The following is a 23,581-nucleotide window of genomic DNA, read 5'->3' on the forward strand; positions in this document are numbered from 1 at the left end:
GGGTAAGGGCGGGCAATGTCCCTCACGACCTCGCATCGTCCGGCGTCGATCACCCGATCAATCAGGCCATTCACCACTTCGTGGATCGTGTCTTGAAGACCGGCTGTGGCGCGGGGGGTGAACGCTCTCGACACCAGCTTGCGTAAGCGAGTATGGGGGGCGCCCTCGAGGCCTAAAAGGCTGCTCATCAGTTTGTCGTATAGCGGGCCCGAGGTGATGCCCTGCGCCGCCAGCGTGATGCCGGGCGGCATGCGGAACCTGTTGTCGCGCAGGATTTCCCGAGCCATATCGTACGAAAGGATTTCCGGGCCGAGGGGCCCAATCGCGATGGGCGCGCACGATTGCGCCTCTCGGACATCCTCGAGGATGTCGTGCGGCGTGGCGGTGAGGCTGTAATTGAACGTGGGCAGGCCGGCGTCGAGGACGTTGGGGGCGGTGCTGTGGGCGTTCATCGGTGTCTCAACTTCCGTTGGAGCCAGATAGGCGTCAGTTACGGACATATATACCAAAAGCGTATGACCAGCGTCCTAAGTTAGTCAATGCAACGTGATAAATCGCGTGTTCAAGAGACAAATCGCCTGCTGTGATCATACGTTCTATGGTCTTAACGTCCGCTCAGTGTTCAGCAGAACCCAACCTCATGTAGTGCCCTGAAGGCAGCCCAGTAGCGGAGTCGGGTTGCTGACTCACACGGCTCATGACCCGGTGTGTGGACGCCCTGTGGACGCGGCGTGGACGTGGCGCCCCTTGAGCCGTGGCGAACAGCACGGAACGGGACGCCGCGCAGGCCCTCTAGCTTCACAAAACACCTGGTGGGGCGAGCGGGGCTCGAACCCGCGACCAACGGATTATGAGTCCGCGGCTCTAACCAACTGAGCTACCGCCCCTAGCGATGTTCCGTAGGAAACGGTAGCCGAACGCCGACATCGATGTCCGCCGGGCGGGATCCCGGGCAGATCAGGTGTTCGGCCGTTCGGCCGCGCCGGTTATAGCATTTCGTCGGTTGCTGGCGACGAATCGTGAGGGGCCCTGCCACAGCACTTGGCATCGTCGCCGAGAGATCACACGTCGCGCTCAGCGAGAGGAGAGCCATGGCCGACGTCATGACGCTCGGCCTGACGACCGCCGAGGCGACCAAGCGACGCGCGCAGGGCGGTGCCAACAAGCTCCCCGCGGCGAGGCGGCCGTCGACCGCTCGCCGGCTGCTCGGGGAGCTGACGCACTTTTTCGCCCTGCTGCTTTGGGCAGCCGCGGTGCTCGCCTTCATGGCGAAGCTGCCCCAACTCAGCGGCGCCATCATCGCGGTCATCGTGCTGAACGGGGTCTTCTCCCTGATCCAACAAGCGCGGGCAGACCGGGCCGCCGACCGGCTCCAAGAGATGCTGCCGACGCGCGTCACGGTCTTGCGCGACGGCGCTCGGCGGGTGATCGAGGCCGAGGACGTAGTCGTCGACGACGTGCTGCTACTCGAGAGCGGCGACCGCGTTCCCGCGGACGCCGTAGTGCTCAGCCAGAACCGGTTGCTCGTCGACTCCTCCATGCTCACCGGCGAGAGCGAGGCCGGCGCAGTCGCAGCACGCGAGCCCCTGTTCGCGGGCACTTTTGTGGTGGAAGGAGATTCGCGTGCCCTGGTCACCGCTATCGGCCAACAGACCCGCCTGGCCGGCATCACCCGACTGACAACCTCGACCAGGAAACCGGACACGCCACTGACCCGCGGTTTGCGTGGCGTCGTCCGCCTCATCGCAGCGATCGCAATCGGTGTGGGTGCGCTGTTCCTGCTCGTCTCTGTGCTCGTAGGCAACCCGATCCAGCAGGCCTTCGTGTTCGCGATCGGGGTCACGGTCGCCCTGGTCCCGGAGGCGCTGCTGCCGACCGTGACGTTGTCTCTCGCCTGGGGCTCGGAGCAGATGGCGAAGCGGCAGATCCTGGTCCGCAACCTCGAGGCCGTCGAGACGCTCGGGTCCACGACTTTCATCTGCACCGACAAGACGGGAACCCTCACTCGCAACCAGATGACGGTGGTCGAAGCCTGGTCGCCGGCCGGCTCGTTGACCATCGACGGCGCCGGCTACTCGCCCACAGCGCGGCTCACGTGGTCCTCACCAATCGCAGAGGAGCCCATTCGCCGGCTCGCCCTGGCCGGGGAACGCTGCTCCACTGGATACGCCGAAGAAGTCGACGGGCAGTGGCGGGCCCACGGCGACCCGATGGAGGCTGCCCTCGATACGTTCGCCCGACGACTGGGCATCGACACCGTCGAAGACCGTCGTACCGCCCACGCCGAGCTGCGGTTCCCCTTCGATCCCCGGCTGCGCCGCATGGCTGTCGCGCTGGCCGACGAGATCGTCGTCAAGGGGGCGCCGGACGCCGTGCTTCCGCTCTGCGGTGACGAGCCGGCGGCGCACCAAGCCGTGGATACCCTGACCGCCCGGGGGCTCCGAGTACTCGCCGTCGCCGCGGCCCCGAGGAATGGTCGCACCCCCCGGGACCAGCAGGAATGCGACCAGGGGTTGCGCCTGCTCGGCCTGGTGGCGCTCGAGGATCCGCCGCGTGAAGACATCTCCACATCCCTCGACGCGTGCCGCAAGGCGGGCGTCAAAGTGGCGATGGTGACCGGTGATCATCCGGCCACCGCCACGGCCATCGGCAACGAGGTACGGCTACGGTCCGCCGACTCCGCCGTGCTGTTGGGAGCGGACTTACCGGAGGACGAGCAGCATCTCGCCGCCGTCCTCGACCACGACGGGGTGGTGATCGCTCGGGTCTCTCCCGAGGACAAACTCCGCATCGCCCGTGCCCTTCGCTCCCGGGGCCACGTGGTGGCGATGACCGGCGACGGCGTCAACGACGCGCCGGCACTGCACGAGTCGGACATCGGCGTGGCGATGGGCCGCTCCGGCACCGACGTCGCACGCGAGGCGGCCGACCTGGTTCTGCTCGACGACTCCTTCGCAGGCATTGTGGCCGGCATCGAGCAAGGGCGCGCCACCTTCGTCAACATCCGCCGGTTCCTGACGTACCACCTGACCGACAATGTTGCCGAGCTGGCACCTTTCCTCGTCTGGGCGCTTTCGGGCGGCCTGTTCCCACTCGCGCTCGGTGTTCTGCAGATCATCGCGCTCGACATCGGCACCGACACCTTGTCGGCGGTCGCACTCGGCGCCGAGCCGCCCGCGAAGCACTTGCTCGAGGGACCACCGGTTCACGGCCGGCTAATGAACCGCACGGTGCTGCGCCGGGCCTTCGGGGTGCTAGGGCCGCTCGAGGCGGCCGTCTCGCTCACCGCCTTCGTGGTGTCCCTGATGGCGCTCGGCTGGCGTCCCCCGAACCCATTCCCGACCGGGCACAACCTGGCAATGGCATCCGGCGCGGCATTCATCACCGTCGTCTTCGCCCAGACCGCCAACGTCTTCGCGTGCAGGTCCTCCTCGCGCTGGCCGGGAGCGTTGGGTTGGGTCACCAACCGGCTCCTGGTGCCCGCGGCGTTCATCGGGCTGGCCTTTTCCCTTGTCGAACTGTGGGTGCCACCCATCGCACGGTTGCTCGGTCAATGGAATCCACCCCTGTGGGGCTGGGCCGTCGCCCTGGCCGCGATGCCGCTCCTGTTTGGCGTCGACGCGCTGGACAAGTACCGGCGGGCGCATCGCCGACCAGCGTCCTCGAAATCACGCGCAGTACGGGTTGAGGCGCATCCCTGACCTTCGTGCAGTTTCACTGCATAGCGAACGCAAAGAGCCAAAGCCCTTTCGGCGCTTCAACATTCCTTACGCACAGGCCAGCTCACGCCCGCGAAGTACGCCGCCGGGGGCGGCATCGGGGCGTCACACGGGCGCGGGCTGCCCGGGCACTTGCCGCGCGGCCTCGTCCTTCATCTTGGGAATCACGTCCGGTGCATAGACATAGACCGCCGACTCAACTTCCCACTCGGCCTGGGCTTGGCTCATCGGCGTGGTCCTGGTGATCATGTTGATCAGCTCCTGACCCTCTCCGAACGGGTTTGGGTTGGACCGGATCTGAGACGCGAACCACCGTCCCTCGGCGGCCTCGCTGCAATCATTGAAATCCGCGTTGTGAACCATCTTATTCTGCGCCAGCAGCTTGATGTACTGATCGTCGGCGGGGCTCATGTTGCACGACGCCGAGGCATGCGGCGCTGTGAGCACGGCACCACCGAACATTGCGGCTCCCACAACGCCGGCGGCCCCCACCGCCAGCATCTGCGCGCGCGATCGTGTAGTCGTCACTTCTCCAGACCCCCTCATCGTGGAAATTTGCTGATTTTCCTTTCGCGCTAACGCTCTAGTACCACCGTCGACGAGCGTCGCAAACGACCGGTTCGTCAAACAATGAATGAACAGTGGTTAGCCAAAATCGTTGCGATTCAGAAGCTTCCGACCGCCAGGTGACCCGCAGGCGATCGACGGCCGCCGCCGACGGGCAATCACGCGCTTCGCTTTGATCGCCGATGCCGGCGGTGCCGGTGCCTTACTTGAGTTAGCTGGCGAGCCGAGTCGTTACGCCGTCGGCCAGTCTGCGTGCGCGGCCTGATCCTTGATCTTGGGGATCACGTCCGGCGCGTAGACGTAGATCGCCGACTCGACCTCCCACTCGGCCTGGGCCTGGTTCATCGACGTCGTGTTCGTGATCATGTTGACCAGCTCCTGGGCCTCTCCGAACGGATTCGGATGGTTGCGGACCTGGTCGGCGAACCACCGTCCCTCGGCGGCCTCGGTGCAATCGCTGAAGTCGGCGTTGTGGACCATCTTGTTCTGCGCGAGCAGCTGGATGTACTGGTCGTCTTTCGGACTCAATTGGCAAGACGCCGAGGCTTGCGGCGCCGACAGCACCGCGCCACCGAGCATCGAGGCCCCCAGCGCGACGCCTGCAACCCAGACCGATGACCCGCGCATGCGCGGGCGCGAACGGGTGGTTGTCATCTCCGGTCCTCCCTCTGCGTGGGAAGCGAAGTTGCTCTCCGACGCAAGCCAAGCCTTGTGTGGTAACTGCTAACCGACAGCGATCCGGGCAACGGCTAACAGTCACGCGGTCTATGGTCGTAAACTCAGGCGGCGCTGCCATCTGAGATCACCGGCACATATGAGTTCACATATGAGTTTTGGTGTCGCGACATAAATTTAGCCAGTACCTGCGGCCTGAGCGGCGAACTTTAGTTTGCGTGACCGTGTACGGATGGTTAACATTCGCTACTTCGCCCCGGGCCTCGGGCCGTCGTCCGATCCACGCCCGCTGAGGCCTCCTAGGCAGGGTCGAAAGCCTCTTGACCATTGGCTAATCGCCCCGCACCGGGGCCGCTTCGGCCGCCGAACGGCTCAGTTGAAGACGGTCTTGCCGTCGGCTCCGAGCAGGTATCGCTCGGTACCCTGCTCCACCCTGGGGGCGTCGGCGCCCAAAGCGACGGCAACTTTGTTGCTTGCATTCCGCATGATGTCAAAGGTGAGCTCGACGGCCTCGGCGTCGGAGAACCGGGAGCGCACCTCGGCGACATCGTCGGCGGCGAGGTGCGCAGGGGTCCAAATTAACGCATCGGCGTAGCGCAGGGCCGCTTTCGCGCGGTCATCGAGCAGCGCCGACGACTCGAAGCGATCGATCTCGTCGTAGAGCGTCTCCGAACCGCCGGCATCGAGTGCCGTGCCCTCGCGCAGCGACTTGCACAACCGGCAATTGTGCTGAGCCGCCCCGCGCAGCCGGACCAGCTCGGAGGTGACCGGGTCCAGCGCACGCATCCGGGCCACCGCGGGCAAGAAGTCGTTGAACACCGGCCCCTGCGGGTCGGTGGTGCTGTCCCACTCGATGGTGCCGTCGACCCAGCCCAAGTACCCCGATCCGACTCCGAGCGCTTCCAGCCCGGCCCGCACCCGCGGCACGAAGTCGGCGATATACATCAGGACCACTACGCCAAATGCTTTATCGCCCAGGTGCTTGATCAACCGGGACCGCTGCCCTTCGGTGATCGCGGAGACGTCGGCGCTGAACTGCTCGGCGAACTCGGTGGCGACGGCTTCGGCCTCCGACTCGGGCGCGACGACATCGACGGGACTGGGCAGTGGCGGTAGCGACAGCGTCTGGGCGCACGTCCGCCGAATTAGGGCCGCAATGCGCGCGTCCGCCGGCGAGCCCGGAGCCAGGGCCACCAACCGGGAGAGCTGATCTTCTTGGACCGAAACCGGAGCCACCATTCGTCACACGCTAGAACGCGGCCGGCCCGGCGGCAATCGCCTATTGCGCCTGGCTCACCGAAGACATATAGAAGTCCGGTATCCGCAGGGACGGCATGGCAGCGCGGGTGGCCCAGTCCGCCCACTCCCGGGGCAGGGTCTTCTCGCTCGCCCCGGCCTCGGTGACCCGCCGCAGCAGGTCCAGCGGACTTTCGTTGAACCGGAAGTTGTTGACGGCGGCGGTCACCTCGCCATCTTCAATGAGGTAGACGCCGTCGCGAGTCAGCCCGGTGAGCAACAGCGTGGTGGGGTCGACCTCGCGGATGTACCACAGCGTGGTCAGCAGCAGGCCGCGTTCGGTGGCCGCGATCATGTCGGCAAGCTCGGCCGATCCGCCGGTCATCACCAGGTTGTCGGCGGCCACCGCGACGTGGGCATCGTATTTGGCCGCGGTCGCGCGCGGGTACGCCAGCGCGTTGATCACCCCGTTGCGGATCCAGTCCACTTGACCGATCTCCATGCCGTTGTCGAAGACCGACGCCGTCTCCGACGAGCTGCTCACCGCGACGAACGGCGTGCACGCCAGCCCCGGCGCCATCGGATCGGAGAACAGCGTCAGAGGCAGTTCGGTGAGCCGCTCCCCCACCCGCGTCCCACCGCCCGGCGCCGAGAAGGCAGTGCGGCCTTCCTGTGCGCCCCGGCCGGCCATCGACCAGGCCAGGTAAAGCATCATGTCGGCCACCGTGGACGGCGGCATGATCGTCTCGTAGCGCCCCGCGGGAAGTTCCACGCGGCGCTCGGCCCAGCCGAGCCGCATCGACAGCTCCTCGAGCAGCGAATCCATTGGCACGTCGACGAAGTCGGGCGTGCCGATACCGGCCCATGCGCTTGCGTCGCCGCGCTTGCCGTTGATCTCCACCGCCCCGGCGGGTTGGGTGTAGCGGCGGCGCACTCCGGTCGACGATGCCAGGAACGTCGTCGAAACGCTGTGGTGCGCAAAGCCATACAACCGATCGGCGCCACGGAACCCACGACTCAAGGAGTCGGCGACATCGGCGAACACCAACGGCCCGGTTCCGGGCACCGGCGCGTCCCAATCGACCGGCGCCCCGGTATCGGTCAACAGCGGCGCGGCGTCACCGGCCTCGGGCGCCGAGCGGGCCGCCTCCTGGGACGCCGCCACCAGTTCGGGGATCACCCGCGGATCCACCTCGGCGGAAACCATCGTGCCGACCCGTGCGCTGGACCCTGCGCGGACGACGGAGATCACCGTGATGCTGCGGTTGACCGAAACACCGTTGGTGGTCATCGAATTGCCCGCCCAGCGCAACGTTGCCTCGACTTTGTCGGTGACGAGCACCATGGTCTCGCTGGCACCGCCGAGCTTGGCGGCCTCCTCCAACACAAGGTTGACGACATGCTGCGGGGTGATCATCGGCCGCCCTCGGTCCGGGTGTTGAGCACGTTGACGCCGCGGAACAAGGCCGACGGGCAGCCGTGGCTGACCGGGGCGATCTGGCCGGGCTGCGCCTTGCCGCAGTTGAACGCGCCGCCCAACCGCCAGGTCGACGGGCCGCCCACGGCCTCCATGGAATCCCAGAAATCGGTCGTGGTGGCCTGGTAGGCGACGTCTCGCAATTGACCATCCAGCCGACCGTCGCGGATGCGGAAGAACCGCTGGCCGGTGAACTGAAAGTTGTAGCGCTGCATGTCGATTGACCATGACTTGTCGCCGATGATGTAGATGCCGTCCTCGACGCGGCCGATCAGGTCGGCGGTGCTGACGTGCTCGCGCGCCGGCTGCAGCGACACGTTGGCCATCCGCTGAATCGGCACGTGATGCGGCGAGTCGGCATACGAGCACCCGTTGGACCGCGGCTGCCCGAGACGCGGAGCGAACACCCGGTCGAGCTGATAGCCGACGAACACCCCGTCGCGCACCAGATCCCAGCTTTGCGCCGCCACCCCCTCGTCGTCGTAACCGATGGTGGCCAACCCGTGCTGGACGGTGCGGTCGGCGGTCACGTTCATCACCGGGGAGCCGTACCGCATGGTGCCGAGCTTGTCCGGCGTGGCGAAAGACGTTCCCGCGTAAGCGGCCTCATAGCCGATGGCCCGGTCGTATTCTGTTGCGTGCCCGATGGATTCGTGAATGGTCAACCACAGGTTGGTGGGATCGATCACCAGGTCCTTGCGCCCCGCCGTCACGCTGGGCGCCTTGACCTTTTCGGCGAGCAGCGACGGCAACTGCGCCAGCTCGTCGGTCCAGTTCCACACCTCGTCGCCGGCGAGCACTTCCCAGCCGCGCCCCGTCGGCGGGGCCAGCGTGCGCATCGAGTCGAAGCTGCCCGCCTCCGCGTCGACGGTCACCGCCTCCAGCGACGGCTGCACCCGCACCCGCTGCTGGGTGATCGACGATCCGAAGGTATCGGCGTAGAACGTCTGCTCCTTGACGGCGGTGAGAACGGCCGACACGTGATCGACGCCGTCGGCACTGAGCAGCCGGCCGGAGTATTCCTCCAGCACACCGATCTTGTCGCTCGCCGGGACGCTGAACGGGTCGATCCGGTAATCGGAAACCCAGGTGGCGTCGGCGTACACCGGCTCGGGCGCCAACTCGACGTGCTCGCTGTTCAGCGTCGCCAGGGTGGTGGCCACCTGCACGGCGCGACGCGCCGTCTCGGCCGCGACCGAGGGCGCGAGCTCGGCGTGCGAGGCGAATCCCCACGTGCCATCGACGATCACCCGCACCGCCAGACCGACCTCGCGGTTGACAACCGCCGTCTCGAGCTCGCCGTCACGCAGCTGGATGATCTCGGTGACGATGCGGTGAACCCGCAGGTCGGCATAGCTGGCGCCGGCCGCGCCGGCCGCCGAAAGCGCAGCCTCGGCCAACTGGTGGCGGGGCAGGTTCAGGAAGTCGGCATCGATCCCCCGGTTCGGTGTCACGGATCCACCGTAACGGCCGTTCACCCCAAACCCCGGCCCCGCCCGCTTTAATTACCTCCATGGCCAGCGGCGCCCTGAGGACACAGCCTCGTTCCACCGCGCTGGGCTATGCCCTGCTGGCGCCCAGCTTGTTCGGCGTCGTGGCCTTCTTGCTGTTGCCCATCCTCGTGGTGATTTGGCTGAGCCTCTACCGCTGGGACCTGCTGGGCCCGCTGCACTATGTGGGCGTGGCCAACTGGCGGTCGGTGTTGACGGATCGCAACTTCGCCAACTCGCTGATCGTCACGGCTCTCTTCGTGGCGATCGTGGTGCCGGCGCAGACGGTGCTGGGCCTGCTGGCCGCGTCCATGCTGGCCCGCCAGCTTCCCGGCACCGGCCTGTTCCGCACCCTCTACGTGCTGCCCTGGATCTGCGCGCCGCTGGCGATCGCCGTGCTGTGGCGCTGGATTTTGGCCCCGACCGACGGGGCCGTGAGCACCCTGCTGGGACACAGCATCGAATGGCTTTCGGACCCCAGCTTTGCCCTGCCGCTCGTGTCGGCCGTCGTCGTGTGGACCAACGTCGGCTACGTCTCCCTGTCGTTCCTGGCGGGCCTGCTGGCGATCCCCGACGACATTCACGCCGCCGCGCGCACCGACGGCGCCACCGCTTGGCAACGGTTCTGGCGCATCACCCTGCCCATGCTGCGGCCGACCACGTTCTTCGTGTTGGTGACCGGAATTGTCAGCACGGCACAGGTTTTCGACATGGTCTACGCGTTGACCGGCGGCGGACCGGGGGGCAGCACCGATCTGGTAGCCCACCGCATCTACGCCGAGGCTTTTGGCGCGGCGGCCATCGGGCGGGCGTCGGTGATGGCGGTGGTGCTGTTCGTCATCTTGATCGGCGCCACGATGGTGCAGCACCTCTACTTCCGGCGGCGGATCAGCTATGACCTCACTTAGCCGGCTCGCCATTTACGGCGGGCTCATCCTCGGTGCGCTGATCACGTTGGTCCCCTTTCTCCTTGGTTTGTTGACCTCGTTCACCTCGGCGCACCAGTTCGCCACCGGTACGCCGCTGCAGCTGCCACGACCATTCACTCTGTCCAACTACGCCGACCTCGGTGGAGCCGGATTCGGCCGCGCGGCGGCGGTGACCGCGTTGATGACCGCGGTGATCCTGGTGGGCCAGTTGACCTTTTCGGTATTGGCCGCATACGCGTTCGCCCGCTTGCAGTTTCCGGGGCGCGACGCTCTGTTCTGGGTCTACATCGCGACGTTGATGGTGCCGGGGACGGTCACGGTGGTGCCGCTGTATCTGATGATGGCCCAGCTCGGCCTGCGTAACACGTTCTGGGCGCTGGTGCTGCCCTTCATGTTCGGCTCGCCGTACGCGATCTTCCTGTTGCGGGAGCACTTTCGGATCATCCCGAACGACTTGGTCAACGCCGCCCACCTGGACGGAGCCAACACCTTGGACGTGATCGTGCACGTGGTGATTCCGTCCAGCCGACCGGTGTTGGCCGCCTTGACGCTGATCACGGTTGTCTCGCAGTGGAATAACTTCATGTGGCCCTTGGTGATCACCAGTGGCCACAAGTGGCGGGTGCTTACGGTGGCGACGGCCGATCTGCAGTCGCGGTTCAACTCGCAGTGGACGTTGGTCATGGCGGCGACGACGGTCGCGATCGTCCCGCTGATCGCGCTGTTCGTCGTCTTCCAGCGTCACATCGTCGCATCGATCGTCGTCTCGGGGCTCAAGTGAGCCGTTCGCGCGCCGAGATTGCCGTAACGGCTGCGATTCCGGGCGATCCACGACCACCACGGCAATCTCGGTGCGCGACATGAGCCGGCCCCGCTTTTCGACGCTGATGGCCGGGGCGCTCGCGCTGGTCGCAGTGCTGTTGGGTGCGACCGCGGTACTGCTGGACTACTCCGGCCAGCCCCCCGGCGGCAAAATCGTCGTGACGGTGCGGGTCTGGGCCGAGCAGATCGCCGCGGCCTATCGGCAGTCGTTCGAGGCGTTCAATCGCGCGCATCCCGATATCGCGGTGCACACCAGCGTGGTCGCGTATTCGACGTACTTCGACACGCTTCGCACCGATATCGCCGGCGGCAGTGCCGACGATATCTTCTGGCTGTCCAACGCCTATCTGGCCGCCTACGCCGACAGTGGTCGGCTGATGAAGATCGACAGGGCCGCCCCGGCGTGGGATTCGGCGGTCGTCGGCCAGTTCACCCGTGGAGACACGCTGTGGGGGGTGCCGCAGCTGACCGATGCCGGGATCGCGCTGTATTACAACGCAGACCTGCTCGCCGCGGCCGGCGTCGACCCCGCCCAGCTGAACGGGTTGCGGTGGGGCGCCGCTGACGAGGACACGCTGCGGCCTATGCTCACCCGGCTCACCGTGGACGCCGACGGACGTCCCGGAAACACGGCGGGTTTCGACGCCGGACGGGTCCGGCAGTGGGGCTACAACGCCGCCAACGACCCGCAGGGTATCTACCTCAACTACATCGGCTCGGCCGGCGGTGTTTTCCAGCGCGGCGACACGTTCGCGTTCGACAATCCCGGTGCCGTGCAAGCCTTCCGCTATCTGGTCGGCCTGATCAATGACGACCACGTCGCGCCGCCGGCGTCCGACACCAACGACAACGGCGACTTCTCCCGCAACCAGTTCCTGGCCGGCAGGATGGCGCTGTTCCAGTCCGGCACCTACAACTTGGCGCCGGTGGCCCGCGATGCCCGCTTCCGCTGGGGGGTGGCGATGATGCCGGTGGGCCCGGTCGGACGGGTGAGCGTCACGAACGGCATTGCGGCGGCGGGCAATGCCGCGACGAAACATCCCGACGCGGTGCGTCAGGTCCTGGCCTGGATGGGCAGCAAGGAGGGCAACGAGTTCCTGGGTCGCGAGGGCGCGGCCATCCCGGCGGTCCTGTCGGCTCAGCCGGTCTACTTCCATTACTGGTCCACCAGGGGCGTCGACGTCACACCCTTCTTCGCCGTGCTCAACGGCCCGCGCATCGCGGCTCCCGGCGGCGCCGGCTTCGCCGCCGGCAACGATGCCCTGCGGCCCTATTTCGACGAGATGTTCTTGGGCCGCGGCGATATCGCGGCAACCCTGAAGCGGGCGCAGGCGGCCGCGAACGCCGCGGCGCAGCGTTAGCCCGGCAGCACCAGCACCGGCACGGGGCTTTCCCGGATGATCTTCGCGCTGCGGGAACCGAGGAAGACCCGCCGGATGTCGCCGCGCGGCCGGGTGCCCAATGCCAGGATCTCGCCCTCCTGCCAATCCGCCTCCGCCAGCGCATCTTTCCAACTGCGGCCGGTAACCACCTGCAGCGCAACATCTTCGCTGACGATCCCGCTCGTCTTCAGCTCCTCGAGGATGCCGCGCGCTTGCGACGCCCAGGCCTGCAATACCTGATCCTCGACCTCGAGCCCGACCTCCGGCGGATACATCGTCTTGCCACGGACCGCAAACGTGATCACCCGCATCGGCACGCCGAATCGCTGACCGAACTCGAAGCAGCGTCTCACCACGTCGATCGCATCGGGGGTGGCCGAGTAGGCACAGGTGAGGCGGGTCAACTTGCCTTGGTGTGCACGGTAATTGCGGGGGCTGATGGCCACCGGAACGGGCGACGCATGCAGCAGCCAGTCGGCGGTGGAGCCGATCAGCACTTGGCCGTGCCCGCCGCTGGGCAACGAACCCAGCACCAGCACGTCGGCGTCAATCTCGTGGATGACCTCGAGGAGTCCCCCCGACACGGAGCCGTGCGCGCGGTGCAGGTACGTGACCGCGATTCCGTCGGCCACCGTGTTCAGGACGCCGCCGGCCTCCTTCGCCGACTCGTCGGCCATGGCATCGGCCCACAGCTCGTATTCGGCGTCGACGCGGGCGAGCGACGGCGTCAGCCACGGTTTGGGCACAATCGTCACCACGGTGAGCGAGGTTCCGCGGGTGCGCGCGATGCGCACGCCCAGGTGCAAACCCGAGAGTCCCACCTTGCCGGCACGGTAACCGACGACGACGGTCACAGCGCGTCCCGCTCGAGCGCTTCGCTGTTGAGCGCGCTGTGATGGCGGCCCCACACGAAGTAGAAGGCTAATGCGAGCGCGACCCAGCCGCTGAACGCGATCCAGGTGTACCAGTGCAAACTGGCGAGGATGTAACCGCACGCCAGCACCGAAAGGACGGGCGTGACGGGATAACCGGGAACCTTGAAGCCGCGCGGCAAGTCGGGCTCGCGCACCCGCAAGATGATCACTCCGGCGGATACGACGACGAACGCGGTGAGCGTCCCGATGGACACCATGTCCGCCAACTTTTCCAGCGGTATGAAGGCGGCCAGCGCAGAGGCTGCGATGGCCACGATCACCGTGTTGCCCACCGGCGTCATGGTGTTCGTGTTCACGCGCGCGAAGCGCGTTGGCAGCAGCCCGTCGCGTCCCATCGCGAACAGGATGCGGGTCTGCCCGTACATGCTGACCAGGGTGACGGAGAAGATCGAGATGACGGCGCCCGCGGCCAGAATCGTGCTGGCCCAACTGCCGCGGGTGACCTTGTCGAGGATGGTGGCCAGGCCGGCCTCCTGCTGCCCGGCGAAGTCCTGCCACGGCTGGGTGCCCAGTGCGGCGAGCGCGACGAACACGTAGACGCTCGTGACCGTCACCAGCGCCGCAATCAGCGCGCGCGGCATGGTCTTCTGCGGGTTCTTCACCTCGTCACCGGCGGTGGACACGGCGTCGAGGCCGATATAAGAGAAGAAGATGGTGCCGGCGGCCGAGCCGATGCCCGCAGCGCCGAATGGCGCGAAATTGCGGAGATGGCTCGCATCGAAGGCGGTGAACGCGACGATCGCGAAGATGACCAGAACTCCCAGCTTGATCAGCACCATGATCGTGTTGACCCTGGCTGATTCGCTGGCGCCGCGGATGAGCAGCAGCGCGCACATCCCGATCAAGATGATCGCCGGGAGATTCAGCCAGCCGGGCCGCGCATCCCACGGCGCGGCCGACAAGACATGCGGCAATTGGAAACCGAAGACATTGCTGAGCAGCTTGTTGAGGTAACCGCTCCAGTTCACCGCGACCGCGGCGGTCGACACCCCGTATTCGAGCAGCAGGCAGGCCGCCACCCCCATCGCGACGACCTCGCCCAGAGTGGTGTACGCATACGAATAGGAAGATCCGGAAACGGGTACGGCGGAGGCCAATTCGGCGTAGCAGATGGCCGCCAGCCCGGCCGCGAGCCCGGCGATGAGGAACGAGAGAATCACTCCGGGGCCGGCTTCCGGCACGGCTTGAGACATGACGAAGAAGATGCCCGTCCCGACCGTCGAGCCGACCCCGAACATGGTCAACTGGAAGGTGCCGATGGTTCGCTTGAGGTGGTCCGCGGCCCCGTACGCGACGGGCGTGCCGACAACCGGGCGGCGCCGCAGCATCTGCTCTTTCAAGCTGATCGACGTGGGTGGCAATGGCCCCTCCTTGCTCGATCAGCTGATTATGGGCCAGCCTCCCGCAACACCATAGCGAACTGCTCAATCGCCCAGTCGATCTCCTGCTCGCCGATCACCAGCGGTGGCGCGAATCGCAACGTCGACCCGTGGGTGTCCTTCACCAACACACCACGGTCGGCCAGCCGAAGACTCAGCTGCTTGCCAGTCCCGAGCGCGGGGTCGACGTCGACGCCGGCCCACAGTCCCAGGCCGCGCACCGCCAGCACGCCGTGACCCACCAGTTCGCGCAGGCGCGCGTGCAGGTGCGCGCCCAACTGCGCCGCGCGGGCTTGGAACTCTCCGCGACCCAGCATGGAAACCACGGTGGTGCCGACGGCGGCCGCCAGCGGGTTGCCGCCGAAGGTGGACCCGTGTTCGCCGGGATGCAACACGCCCAGGACCTCGTCGTCGGCGACCACCGCCGACAGGGGAACGACGCCGCCGCCCAGCGCCTTGCCGAGCAGGTAGACATCCGGCGCCACGCCCCAGTGATCGCACGCGAAGGTGTGCCCCGTGCGCGCCAGGCCGGACTGAATCTCGTCGGCGATCATCAGCACGTCGTGCTCGCTGCACAAGGCGCGCACGGTAGGCAGGTAGTCGTCGGGCGGAACGACGATGCCAGCCTCGCCCTGGATCGGCTCGAGCAGGACCGCGACGGTGTCGTCGTCGATCGCGCGGGCCAGAGCGGCGGCGTCCCCGAAGGGCACGGAGCGGAATCCCGGGGTGAACGGTCCGAATCCGTCCCGGGCCACGGGATCCGAAGAGAAGCTGACGATGCTGATCGTGCGGCCGTGGAAGTTGTTGTCCGCCACGATGATATTGGCGCGGCCGTCGGGCACACCCTTGACCTCGGCACCCCACTTGCGGGCGACTTTGAGACCGCTCTCCACGGCTTCGGCGCCCGAGTTCATCGGCAACACCAGGTCTTTGCCGCACAGCTGGGCAAGGGCGGCGCAGAACGGGCCGAGCGTATCGGAATGGAACGCGCGGCTCACCAACGTGACGGCGTCGAGCTGGGCATGGGCCGCCGCGGTGATCTCGGGGTTGCGGTGGCCGAAGTTGACCGCCGAATAGGCGGCCAGGCAATCCAGATAACGCCGGCCCTCGACGTCGGTGATCCACGCACCCTCCGCGCTGGCCGCCACCACGGGCAGCGGCGAATAGTTATGCGCCGCATAGCGTTCGACCAGGCCGATCGCCGCCTCGGTTTGGGTCGAAGTCCGGGCGTCGAGGATCGTCACGGAAACACCTCCAATGTGCAGCACTTGACCGAACCGCCGCCCTTGAGGAGCTCGGACAGGTCGACGCCGACCGGCTCGAAACCGGCCGCACGCAGTTGCGCGGCGAAACCCGTTGCCGCGGCGGGGAGGACGACGTGCAGGCCGTCGGAGACGACATTGAGGCCGAGCACGAACGCGTCGGCGCTTCCGACCACGATCGCGTCGGGAAACAGCGCCTGCAGCTGGTCCTGTGCGGCCGCGCTGAACGCCGGCGGGTAGAACGCGATGGTGCGGTCGTCGAGAACCGCCAGCGCGGTGTCGAGGTGATAGAAGCGCGGATCCACCAGCTCGAGCGAGACGACCGGCACCCGCAGCGCCGCGGAGATTTCTGGGTGCGCGCGCCGGTCGGTGCGAAAGCCGTAACCCGCCAACACCGTTTCCCCGACCATCAGCAAGTCGCCCTGCCCCTCGTTGATATGACGGGTGGACACCGGCCGGTACCCGAGTGAGGACATCCATTCGGCATAGGCGCGTGATTCGCCCGTCCGCTCGGCGAATCGAAACCGCGCGACGATCGCGACGTCGCGCGCGATGAATCCGCCGTTGGCGGCGTACACCATGTCCGGGAGCCCGGGCACGGGCTCGATCACTTCCACCCGGTGCCCCAGCCGTAGGTAGCTCGTGCGCAGGGCGTCCCATTGGGCCTTCGCGACGCCGACGTCGACGGGCGTGGCGATGTCCATCCAGGGGTTGATCGCGTACTCCACCGCGAAAAACTCCGGCGGCGTCATCGCGTACCGGCGGGCCCGCGGCGTGCGCACGAGCTTGGCAGTCGCGGGTGCCGCCACGTACGAATCCGTCATAGATCAACGGTATTTGCGCCTCCTAAAACAAGCAAACGACGTTTCTTGCGCATCTATAGTCGATCTATTGCGCCATTGCGCGTGTAACGGCGATTTATTAAGGAGTCACGGATGGACCGCCTGGATGAGACGGACGAGCGCATCCTGGCCGAGCTGACCAGAAACGCCCGGGCCACCTTTGCGGAAATCGGCCAGACGGTGAACCTCTCGGCGCCGGCGGTCAAGCGCCGCGTCGATCGGATGCTCGATGACGGTGTGATCAGGGGCTTCACGACGGTTGTCGACCCTAGCTCGCTCGGCTGGAAGACAGAGGCCTACGTGCAGGTGTTCTGCCACGGCACCATCGAGCCCGAGCGACTGCGGGCGGCGTGGGTGGACATGCCCGAGGTGGTCAGCGCGGCGACGGTCACCGGCACGTCGGATGCGATCCTGCATGTGCTGGCCCGCGACATGCGTCATCTGGAGGCGGCGCTCGAACGCATCCGCTCGAGCGCGGACATCGAACGCAGCGAAAGCATCGTCGTGCTGTCGAATCTCATCGACCGGATGCGGACTTGAGACGCGGTCGCGCGCGGCGCGCGCGTAACGACACTGCGAAATTGCAGTCCATATTCGCAGTCCCGTTACGCTCGCGGCCTCAGCGCTTTCGAACGAGGCGCCTCAGCCTCGACGGCCCCGCCGTCGGCGGTCGGCGAGATGCATAGGGCCACGGACGGTTTCGCTCCGGGACGGAACTGGCCCTGGCCTGCTTGAGCTCGGTCCGCAGGTGTTGACGCACGCCGTGCAGATCCGGATCGGGCCAACGGTTGATCGCTTCGATCGGGTCCGCGGTGAGGTCGTATAGCTCCCACTGATCGTCGAGCGGGGACGTCCGGTAAGCCTCTCCCCCGAGCCCGTTGGCCGCCAAGTGCCGCACTCCTGGTTCCGTCCAGGTGCTCGGGTCGTCGAAAGTGCGCACCAGCTTCCAGAGATGGCCTGCGCCACCGGTGGCCGTCGCCTCGTCGACGCGGACCACCAGCCCCTCGAAGTTGGAGGCGGTGTAGGCGGGGACCCGGATGCGCAGCGGCGCAGGCGGATCGACGGTCCGTTTCAGGCGGCGAGCCAATCCCGAAGCGCCGCTGTCCCCTTCGAGCATGTTGTCGCGGGTTATCAGGTAGACGGCGCGGGTCTCGTCGGCCGGGGCACCATCCACGATGGGCATGAGGTTCCGGCCGGGCAGCTGATGTACTTCCGAGAACGACTGGGCCAGTGTGGCGGTCGCCGCCGCGACATCGACGCCCGCCGCCGCCAGCAGCGTGGGGACCAGGTCGACGTGTGAGGTGGGTGCGGTGACCAGCCGTGGCCGCGTCGAGTGCGCACCGATGCGGGCGACGACGAAGGGGACGCGGGTGGCCTCGTCGTAGAGGTTGAACCATTTCTGGTGCAGACCGCCGTGGGCGCCCAGCAGGTCGCCGTGATCGGCCGTGCGCACCAAAACGGCGTTGCGCGAGCCGCATTCGGTGACGGCACGCCTGACGCGGTCGATCGGTCCGTCCACCTCGGCGTGCAGCCGGTAATACAGGTCGCGGTAGCGCTGCGCGTTGCGCCCATAGGTGCGCTCGATCGCGGGCGCGGGGCCGTAGCCGGAGTAGTAGGCCTCGCGAAAGGCGATCTGCGCCGCCGGTTTCGTGGACAGGTCTTCGTCCGCGGTGGGCGCGGCGGGCACCGCGGGCGGGTCGAGTGGCGACGGCTTGACCGGGCTCCGCCGCGACCAGGTCGGGAACAGCACGATGTCGTGGGGATTGACGAAGCTGGCGACCAGTAGGAACGGGCGCAGCGCGGCGGGGTCGCCGGCGCGGCGGCGGGCGTAGCGGTCGGTGAGCCATGCGACCACCCGATCGGCGATCAGGGGGTCGCGGCGGATACCGGCATCGGCCAGTGCCGCCCCGTGCGGCTCCGGGCCGACCCATCCCGAGAATCCGAACGGCCCCAACGGATCCGCCTCCAGGTAGCGCCGCACCGCGGCGGCGTCGGCGACACCGTTCTCATCGTTGGTCGCCAGCGGCCCACCGGTCCTCGGGTCGGTGAGGTCGGCGTGCGAGATGTGCCACTTGCCGTCGTAGTGAGTGTCGTAGCCGGCGGCCCGCAGCCAATTGCCCAGCGTGGGCACTTCAGCCTGGCGTAGCCAGCGCATGCGCGAATCGCCGGCGGTCTTTCCGATGCCGTCGGTCTGGGTGACGCCGTGCAAGTCGGGATAGTGTCCGGTGAAAATGGTTGGGCGGCTTGGCACGCAGGCCAGCGAGCCGGTGTAGTGCCGAGCGAAGCTGACGCCGTGGTCGTCGAACCACTTGCGCCCGGTCAGCCTCCGGTCGCGCCAGGCGAGCACGTCGGGAGCCTCGTACGGCGGCACCGCGCGTTCCTCGTCCGTCATGATGACGATGACGTCGGGGCGATCAGACACCAGCATGCTCCAATCGATTCGCAAGCCCGGCGAGCATTGATTCGGACTGTCGCGCGAGGACGCGGCACAGGGCCAGTTCGGCCAGCTTTTGCATTGCGTGCGGACCGATTTCGACGGTGCTGGTGAGGGTCACCGCCGTCGCGGCGGCCGAATCGGCGGTGGCGGGTGCCAGCGTCCAGCGGTTGGACACCCTGCGCAGGCGCCTGGGCAGGCCTTCGATGTCGTAGCCGAGGGCGCGGGGCGGGTCGAACTCGGTGATGCGCTCGACGAGTGCGTCGCGGTTGACCTGCACCCGCCGGGCGGTCCCGACGGGAGCTCCGTCCGGTCCGGAAAACAAGATGCACGAGTGGTCGACATTGCCGGCCCACGAACTGATCGCCGCGAAGTCCGCGAGCGTCTCCCAGACGTCACCGATGCGAGCCGCGATCGTGCGAGTCCGGTGGATGTCGGCCACGCGCTCACGCTACGCGAATGATCATCGAGTCAGATGGAATATCGTCTCGATCGCCACCGCGGCACCGCTGATCGCCAGGGTGACCGCGAGCGTCGCCCAATCACCCAATCTCGGCCGCGCCGGATCGGCGGAGAGTTGACCGATGCCGCCGCGAGCGGTGATCGCGTCGCCCATCTCGTCGGCACGCCGCAGGGTCACCACGATGGCGGCGGCAACCAAGTCGATCGAGTTGCCCGTCGTCTGGCGAACCCGAGCCTTGCGACCCTGCGGCATGTGGTTGGGCCGCAATCGACGAGCGGCGTAGAGCACCTGGAATTCCTCGATCAACAACGGGAAGGCGCGTAGCGCCAGGGCCAGGGCCACCGCCCACTCGTCGACCGGAATCCGCAGCCATTTGAACGGGCGGCCCAAAATGGCCAGCGCCGGGGCGATTTCGGCGACGTTGGTGGTCCAGGACACCATGGCCCCCAGCCCGAGCAGAACGATCGACAGCGCGGTGATCCGCAGGAAGTTCAACGCTCCGCCGAGCCAGATGTTGACGCCGTGAATCGAGATCACGGGGCTACCGCCGGCCAACGCCGCGGTCACAAAACCCAATGCCAGGAGGACCCATAGCCACCGCGGAATCGACGGAACCGCACCCCGGGGGATATGTGCGATCCAGATCGCCGCCACCACGAGCACGGCCACCGCCCCGATGGTCACCCAGCCCGGATAGAGGGTCAGCAACACCGAAACACCGAATACCACCAGCAGTTTGGTGCCGGCCCACAAGTTGTGAATGGCCGACCTTCCGGGCACCGGAACCAGCAGCACCACCGGACGAGAACTGCGCCGTTTTCTCCCCGATGCGGAGGATGAGGTTGTGGTCACGCCACACCCCCGGCCGCGGCGGTGGCCGACAGAGACTGCAGCGCGCCATTCTGCAGATGCAGGACCCTTGGGCACACCTCTTCCAAACCCACGAAGTCGTGCGAGATAACCACCACGGTGAGGCCTCGGTGACGGCGCAGATCGGCCAGCAGGCGCAGCAGGCCCCGCTGGCTACCGATGTCCAACCCGGCTAACGGCTCGTCGAGGATCAACACGCGTGGCGAGCACGCCAGCAGTCCGGCCAGCACCACCCGCCGCATCTCGCCACCGCTGAGCTGGTCGATGCGGCGATTGCCCATGGCGGGCTCCAGACCGACCGCGCGCAGAGCAGCGGCCACGCGGTTCACGTCACGCTCCGAAAACCCGGCCACGGAAGCGATTTCCAGGCCAACGTGGCTGCGCATCAATTGCAGCCTCGACGTCTGAAACGACAACCCCACCGCGCCGACGTGCTCACGGATGGGTTGACCGTCAAGCAGACAGGCACCGCTGGTGGGAACGGTCAGCCCGGCCATGATCCACGCCAGCGTCGACTTGCCCGACCCGTTGCCGCCGTGGATCAAAATCCCGTCGCCCTGTTCGACTACGAAGCTGATCCCGCGCAGCGCGGTTTTCTGCCAGGGCGTGCCACTGTTGTATTCGTGTCGGACGTCGACGATTTCGAGTACCGGCTTGCTGAAACCCCGCTTGACTGCGATGGCCGGCGCCGGGGGCGGAGCCGTCTCGACCATGCCGGCGTTGCCGGGGGAATCGCTGAGGTTGATGGTCCGGTCCGCCGACGCGGCCTCGTTGTCGAAATGCGTGATGTGCACCAGCGCAGTCCGATGCCGTTGGGGAAGGCCTGACAGCACGTTCAACAGGACGTTACGGCCCTGTTGATCGACCATGCTGGTGAACTCGTCAGCGATCAATAGCGCCGGCTCCCGGGCGAGCGCCGCGGCCAGGGCCAAGCGCTGCAGTTCCCCACCGGACAGGCTGCCGGTATCACGCTCGGCAAAACCCTCGAGACCTACTTCGCGGAGCAAGTGGTCGACATCGACCTCGGTGCCCGGCGGCAACCCCCAGACCACATCGTCGGCGACCCGGGTTCCCAAGACCTGGCTCTTCGGGTGCTGCAGAACAAGCGCCGTGCCGCCCAACATGCCCAACCCCACCGCGCCCGGGCGCTGCACGGTACCCGACGTCGGTTGCCGACCGGCCAAAATCAGGGTCAACGTCGTCTTTCCGGAACCGTTGGCGCCGATGACGGCAACGTGTTCTCCGACTTGGAGTTCCAGGCTGATTTCGCGCAGGGCGTCTTGCTTCGCGTGCGGGTAGCGGAACCGCACCTTCTCCAACCGCACCGGCACCGGCCCGATCGTGGCGCCGGGCGACTCGTCAGGGGCGTCGAGTTTGTGCACGTCCGGAACGTTGCCCATCCGTTCGAGCAGGCGCGAAAGCGCCCACCACCCGATCAACGACGAGAACATCACCCCGTAGGTGACATAGCCGAGCATCAGCCACGGCCAGTAATGCAGCCCGAATTCGAAGCACCGCTTCACGTCGGCGCCGAGCCATTGCAGGTCCACCCGTTTGAGGAATGCGACAACACCATCCACGTTGGCCGTCATCACCTGAAAAATCAGATGCCGCAGCCGATTCAGCACCATCAACATGCCGACCGTTGCGGTGGCGACGGCGAGCCCGACGACGAGGGACGAGGCGAGCACCGTCGGGGTGCCCCTGCCCCTGCGTTTCACGAATCCGGTCAACCCGCCGATGTATGCGCAGTTGACGACGGTGAGGAAACTGCCCAGCCCGGAGATGAGGAAGGCGATCATTCCGGCAGCAAAGGTGGCGGCGAGCAGCACTCGCAGCCGGTAACGGTAGGCCAGCAGCCCCATCGGCACCGTGCCCAGCAGCGCCAGTCCCTGGGCGAACGGAATTACTCCGGCGATGATCGCGATGACCGCGCAGAGCGCCCCCATAACCGATGCCTGTGCCAATTCGGCCGGTTGTAACGGTCCACCCCGACGGCGCGAACGGACGGGGCGACGGGCATTCACTTCACTGATTGTGCCAGGGCGCGGCGCCAAGTCGCTTCATCACACTGAGTAACTTCCGACCCGGTTCGGCCGGCCGCCATTCGTCTCACTTAGCAAAGCTATGGAACTATGGAGACATGGACAGAGTTGTCGAGACCGCAAACATCGAGGCCCAACAGCTGGGCGCGGATTTGCTCGCCGTAGTGGCGCGGCTCAACCGGCTGGCCACCCAGCGGATCCAGATGCCCCTGCCTGCGGCGCAGGCCAGGCTGCTTGCCACGATCGAAGCGCATGGAGAGGCCCGGATCGGCGACCTCGCCGCAGTCGATCACTGCTCGCAACCGACCATGACCACGCAGGTGCGCAGGCTCGAGGACGCCGGCCTGGTCACCCGAACCGTGGACCCGGGCGACGCCCGCGCGGTCCGGATCCGCATCACCCCCCAGGGGAAGCGCACGCTCAACGCCGTTCGCGCCGACCGTGCCGCCGCGATCGAACCGCAACTGGCATTGCTCGAGCCGGTGGACCGCCAGGTGCTGACGGACGCGGTCAAGGTATTGCGCCGGCTGCTCGACAATGCATCGGTGGCGGGCCGGCGCCACACCCTGTGATCGCAGGACCCCGGTGGATGGACGGTGGCCGGCGGGTAGACACTAAGTCGAGCTGACCGGCGTGACGAAAGGTGGCGGCCATGCGGCCCGAGGCTTCCGCGTTCAGAGCCTCCCCGTTGACCGTCTGGGTCGGGTCGATGAGGTTCGACTTCGCCCCGGGCCGAGACGTGATCGTCGGCTACGGCCCGGGCAGCGACATCGCGCTCGAGCGATTCCTGAATCCGGCATCGCCGCCGCCACCGCCCCGCCCTGAGGTGGTGTTGCGTTTCGCCGGCACCCACTGGGTGGCCATCGACCTGAGCCACAACGGCATCTTCGTCGACGGTGCGCGGGCGTCGACGGTGAACATTCGCGACGGCCAGGCGATCAGTATCGGCGATCCGCAGCGCGGCCCGCGGCTTGTATTCCGCACCGGCCACCCTTCCGGCCCGCCCGGGCAAGCTCCTCGTCCGGCCCCTCGACCTGCTGCGCACCCTCGGGCC

Annotated in this window: 19 protein-coding genes, 1 tRNA gene and 2 pseudogenes; 7 read left to right on the forward strand and 15 right to left on the reverse strand. The window is 67.0% G+C overall.

Annotation, left to right across the window (positions count from 1 at the left end):
* Positions 1-452: pseudogene (locus tag A5756_RS06395) on the reverse strand (cytochrome P450); the annotation flags it as partial.
* A gap of 358 nt (positions 453-810) precedes the next feature.
* Positions 811-887, reverse strand: a tRNA-Ile gene (locus A5756_RS06400).
* A gap of 204 nt (positions 888-1,091) precedes the next feature.
* Here A5756_RS06400 and A5756_RS06405 point away from each other — a divergent pair.
* The gene (locus A5756_RS06405; RefSeq protein WP_066949169.1) at positions 1,092-3,701 is read left to right on the forward strand and encodes a cation-transporting P-type ATPase; all 2,610 of its coding nucleotides are present in this window, start codon (positions 1,092-1,094) and stop codon (positions 3,699-3,701) included.
* A gap of 123 nt (positions 3,702-3,824) precedes the next feature.
* On the opposite strand, the gene A5756_RS06410 is transcribed toward A5756_RS06405, so the two are convergent.
* The 5 genes from A5756_RS06410 to A5756_RS06430 form a co-directional block, all read right to left on the reverse strand.
* Entirely contained in the window at positions 3,825-4,220 is a 396-nt protein-coding gene (locus A5756_RS06410; protein WP_197505438.1) for a DUF732 domain-containing protein, read from the reverse strand.
* A 297-nt stretch (positions 4,221-4,517) separates the two neighbouring features.
* Positions 4,518-4,940, reverse strand: coding sequence for a hypothetical protein (locus A5756_RS06415; protein WP_066949172.1), 423 nt, complete (start codon positions 4,938-4,940; stop codon positions 4,518-4,520).
* Positions 4,941-5,333: 393 nt separating this feature from the next.
* Positions 5,334-6,200, reverse strand: a complete 867-nt coding sequence (locus A5756_RS06420; RefSeq protein ID WP_066949175.1) for a carboxymuconolactone decarboxylase family protein — start codon at positions 6,198-6,200, stop codon at positions 5,334-5,336.
* Between the two features lie 40 nt (positions 6,201-6,240).
* The gene (locus tag A5756_RS06425; RefSeq protein WP_066949178.1) at positions 6,241-7,614 is read right to left on the reverse strand and encodes a TldD/PmbA family protein; all 1,374 of its coding nucleotides are present in this window, start codon (positions 7,612-7,614) and stop codon (positions 6,241-6,243) included.
* Complete coding sequence (locus A5756_RS06430; RefSeq protein WP_066949225.1) at positions 7,611-9,128, reverse strand: TldD/PmbA family protein; 1,518 nt, start codon at positions 9,126-9,128, stop codon at positions 7,611-7,613. The genes A5756_RS06425 and A5756_RS06430 overlap by 4 nt, the downstream gene beginning before the upstream one ends.
* A 74-nt stretch (positions 9,129-9,202) precedes the next feature.
* Between A5756_RS06430 and A5756_RS06435 the strand changes: the two genes are divergently transcribed.
* The 3 genes from A5756_RS06435 (at position 9,203) to A5756_RS06445 (ending at position 12,276) form a co-directional block, all read left to right on the forward strand.
* Complete coding sequence (locus A5756_RS06435; protein WP_156659292.1) at positions 9,203-10,072, forward strand: carbohydrate ABC transporter permease; 870 nt, start codon at positions 9,203-9,205, stop codon at positions 10,070-10,072.
* Entirely contained in the window at positions 10,059-10,874 is an 816-nt protein-coding gene (locus tag A5756_RS06440) for a carbohydrate ABC transporter permease (RefSeq protein WP_066949185.1), read from the forward strand. Before A5756_RS06435 ends, A5756_RS06440 begins: the two co-directional genes overlap by 14 nt.
* Positions 10,875-10,953: 79 nt before the next feature.
* Positions 10,954-12,276 carry a sugar ABC transporter substrate-binding protein gene (locus tag A5756_RS06445; RefSeq protein WP_066949188.1) on the forward strand — a complete coding sequence of 441 codons (1,323 nt, stop codon included), beginning with the start codon at positions 10,954-10,956 and terminating at the stop codon, positions 12,274-12,276.
* On the opposite strand, the gene A5756_RS06450 is transcribed toward A5756_RS06445, so the two are convergent.
* From A5756_RS06450 to ddaH, 4 genes are read right to left on the reverse strand one after another with little or no spacing between them, the layout of a single operon-like run.
* Positions 12,273-13,151 carry a universal stress protein gene (locus tag A5756_RS06450; protein ID WP_066949191.1) on the reverse strand — a complete coding sequence of 293 codons (879 nt, stop codon included), beginning with the start codon at positions 13,149-13,151 and terminating at the stop codon, positions 12,273-12,275. The two genes, A5756_RS06445 and A5756_RS06450, sit on opposite strands and share 4 nt — an antisense overlap.
* On the reverse strand, positions 13,148-14,593 hold the full coding sequence (locus A5756_RS06455; protein ID WP_156659286.1) for an amino acid permease: 1,446 nt from the start codon (positions 14,591-14,593) through the stop codon (positions 13,148-13,150). Before A5756_RS06455 ends, A5756_RS06450 begins: the two co-directional genes overlap by 4 nt.
* Before the next feature lie 26 nt (positions 14,594-14,619).
* Entirely contained in the window at positions 14,620-15,855 is a 1,236-nt protein-coding gene (gene rocD / locus A5756_RS06460; RefSeq protein WP_066949197.1) for an ornithine--oxo-acid transaminase, read from the reverse strand.
* Positions 15,852-16,697, reverse strand: coding sequence for a dimethylargininase (gene ddaH / locus A5756_RS06465; RefSeq protein WP_066949200.1), 846 nt, complete (start codon positions 16,695-16,697; stop codon positions 15,852-15,854). Before ddaH ends, rocD begins: the two co-directional genes overlap by 4 nt.
* A gap of 111 nt (positions 16,698-16,808) precedes the next feature.
* Between ddaH and A5756_RS06470 the strand changes: the two genes are divergently transcribed.
* Positions 16,809-17,255 (forward strand): Lrp/AsnC family transcriptional regulator, encoded by a 447-nt coding sequence (locus tag A5756_RS06470; RefSeq protein ID WP_066949203.1) that lies wholly within the window; start codon positions 16,809-16,811, stop codon positions 17,253-17,255.
* Positions 17,256-17,334: 79 nt separating this feature from the next.
* Here A5756_RS06470 and A5756_RS06475 read toward each other — a convergent pair whose 3' ends face one another.
* From A5756_RS06475 to A5756_RS06490, 4 genes are read right to left on the reverse strand one after another with little or no spacing between them, the layout of a single operon-like run.
* Entirely contained in the window at positions 17,335-19,137 is a 1,803-nt protein-coding gene (locus A5756_RS06475; RefSeq protein ID WP_156659288.1) for a sulfatase-like hydrolase/transferase, read from the reverse strand.
* Positions 19,130-19,591, reverse strand: a complete 462-nt coding sequence (locus A5756_RS06480) for an SRPBCC family protein (RefSeq protein WP_066949209.1) — start codon at positions 19,589-19,591, stop codon at positions 19,130-19,132. Before A5756_RS06480 ends, A5756_RS06475 begins: the two co-directional genes overlap by 8 nt.
* A gap of 21 nt (positions 19,592-19,612) precedes the next feature.
* A complete protein-coding gene (locus A5756_RS06485) occupies positions 19,613-20,464 on the reverse strand; it encodes a CbiQ family ECF transporter T component (protein WP_066949213.1) in 852 nt (283 codons plus the stop codon).
* Entirely contained in the window at positions 20,461-22,431 is a 1,971-nt protein-coding gene (locus tag A5756_RS06490) for an ABC transporter ATP-binding protein (protein WP_156659290.1), read from the reverse strand. Before A5756_RS06490 ends, A5756_RS06485 begins: the two co-directional genes overlap by 4 nt.
* A 194-nt stretch (positions 22,432-22,625) precedes the next feature.
* On the opposite strand from A5756_RS06490, the gene A5756_RS06495 reads away from it, so the two are divergent.
* Both A5756_RS06495 and A5756_RS06500 read left to right on the forward strand, forming a co-directional pair.
* Positions 22,626-23,099, forward strand: coding sequence for a MarR family winged helix-turn-helix transcriptional regulator (locus tag A5756_RS06495; protein WP_066949219.1), 474 nt, complete (start codon positions 22,626-22,628; stop codon positions 23,097-23,099).
* Positions 23,100-23,179: 80 nt separating this feature from the next.
* Positions 23,180-23,581 (forward strand): annotated as a pseudogene (locus A5756_RS06500) (FHA domain-containing protein); the annotation flags it as partial.

The organism is Mycobacterium sp. 852002-53434_SCH5985345 (genome assembly GCF_001667155.1).
Classification (GTDB): Bacteria; Actinomycetota; Actinomycetes; order Mycobacteriales; family Mycobacteriaceae; genus Mycobacterium.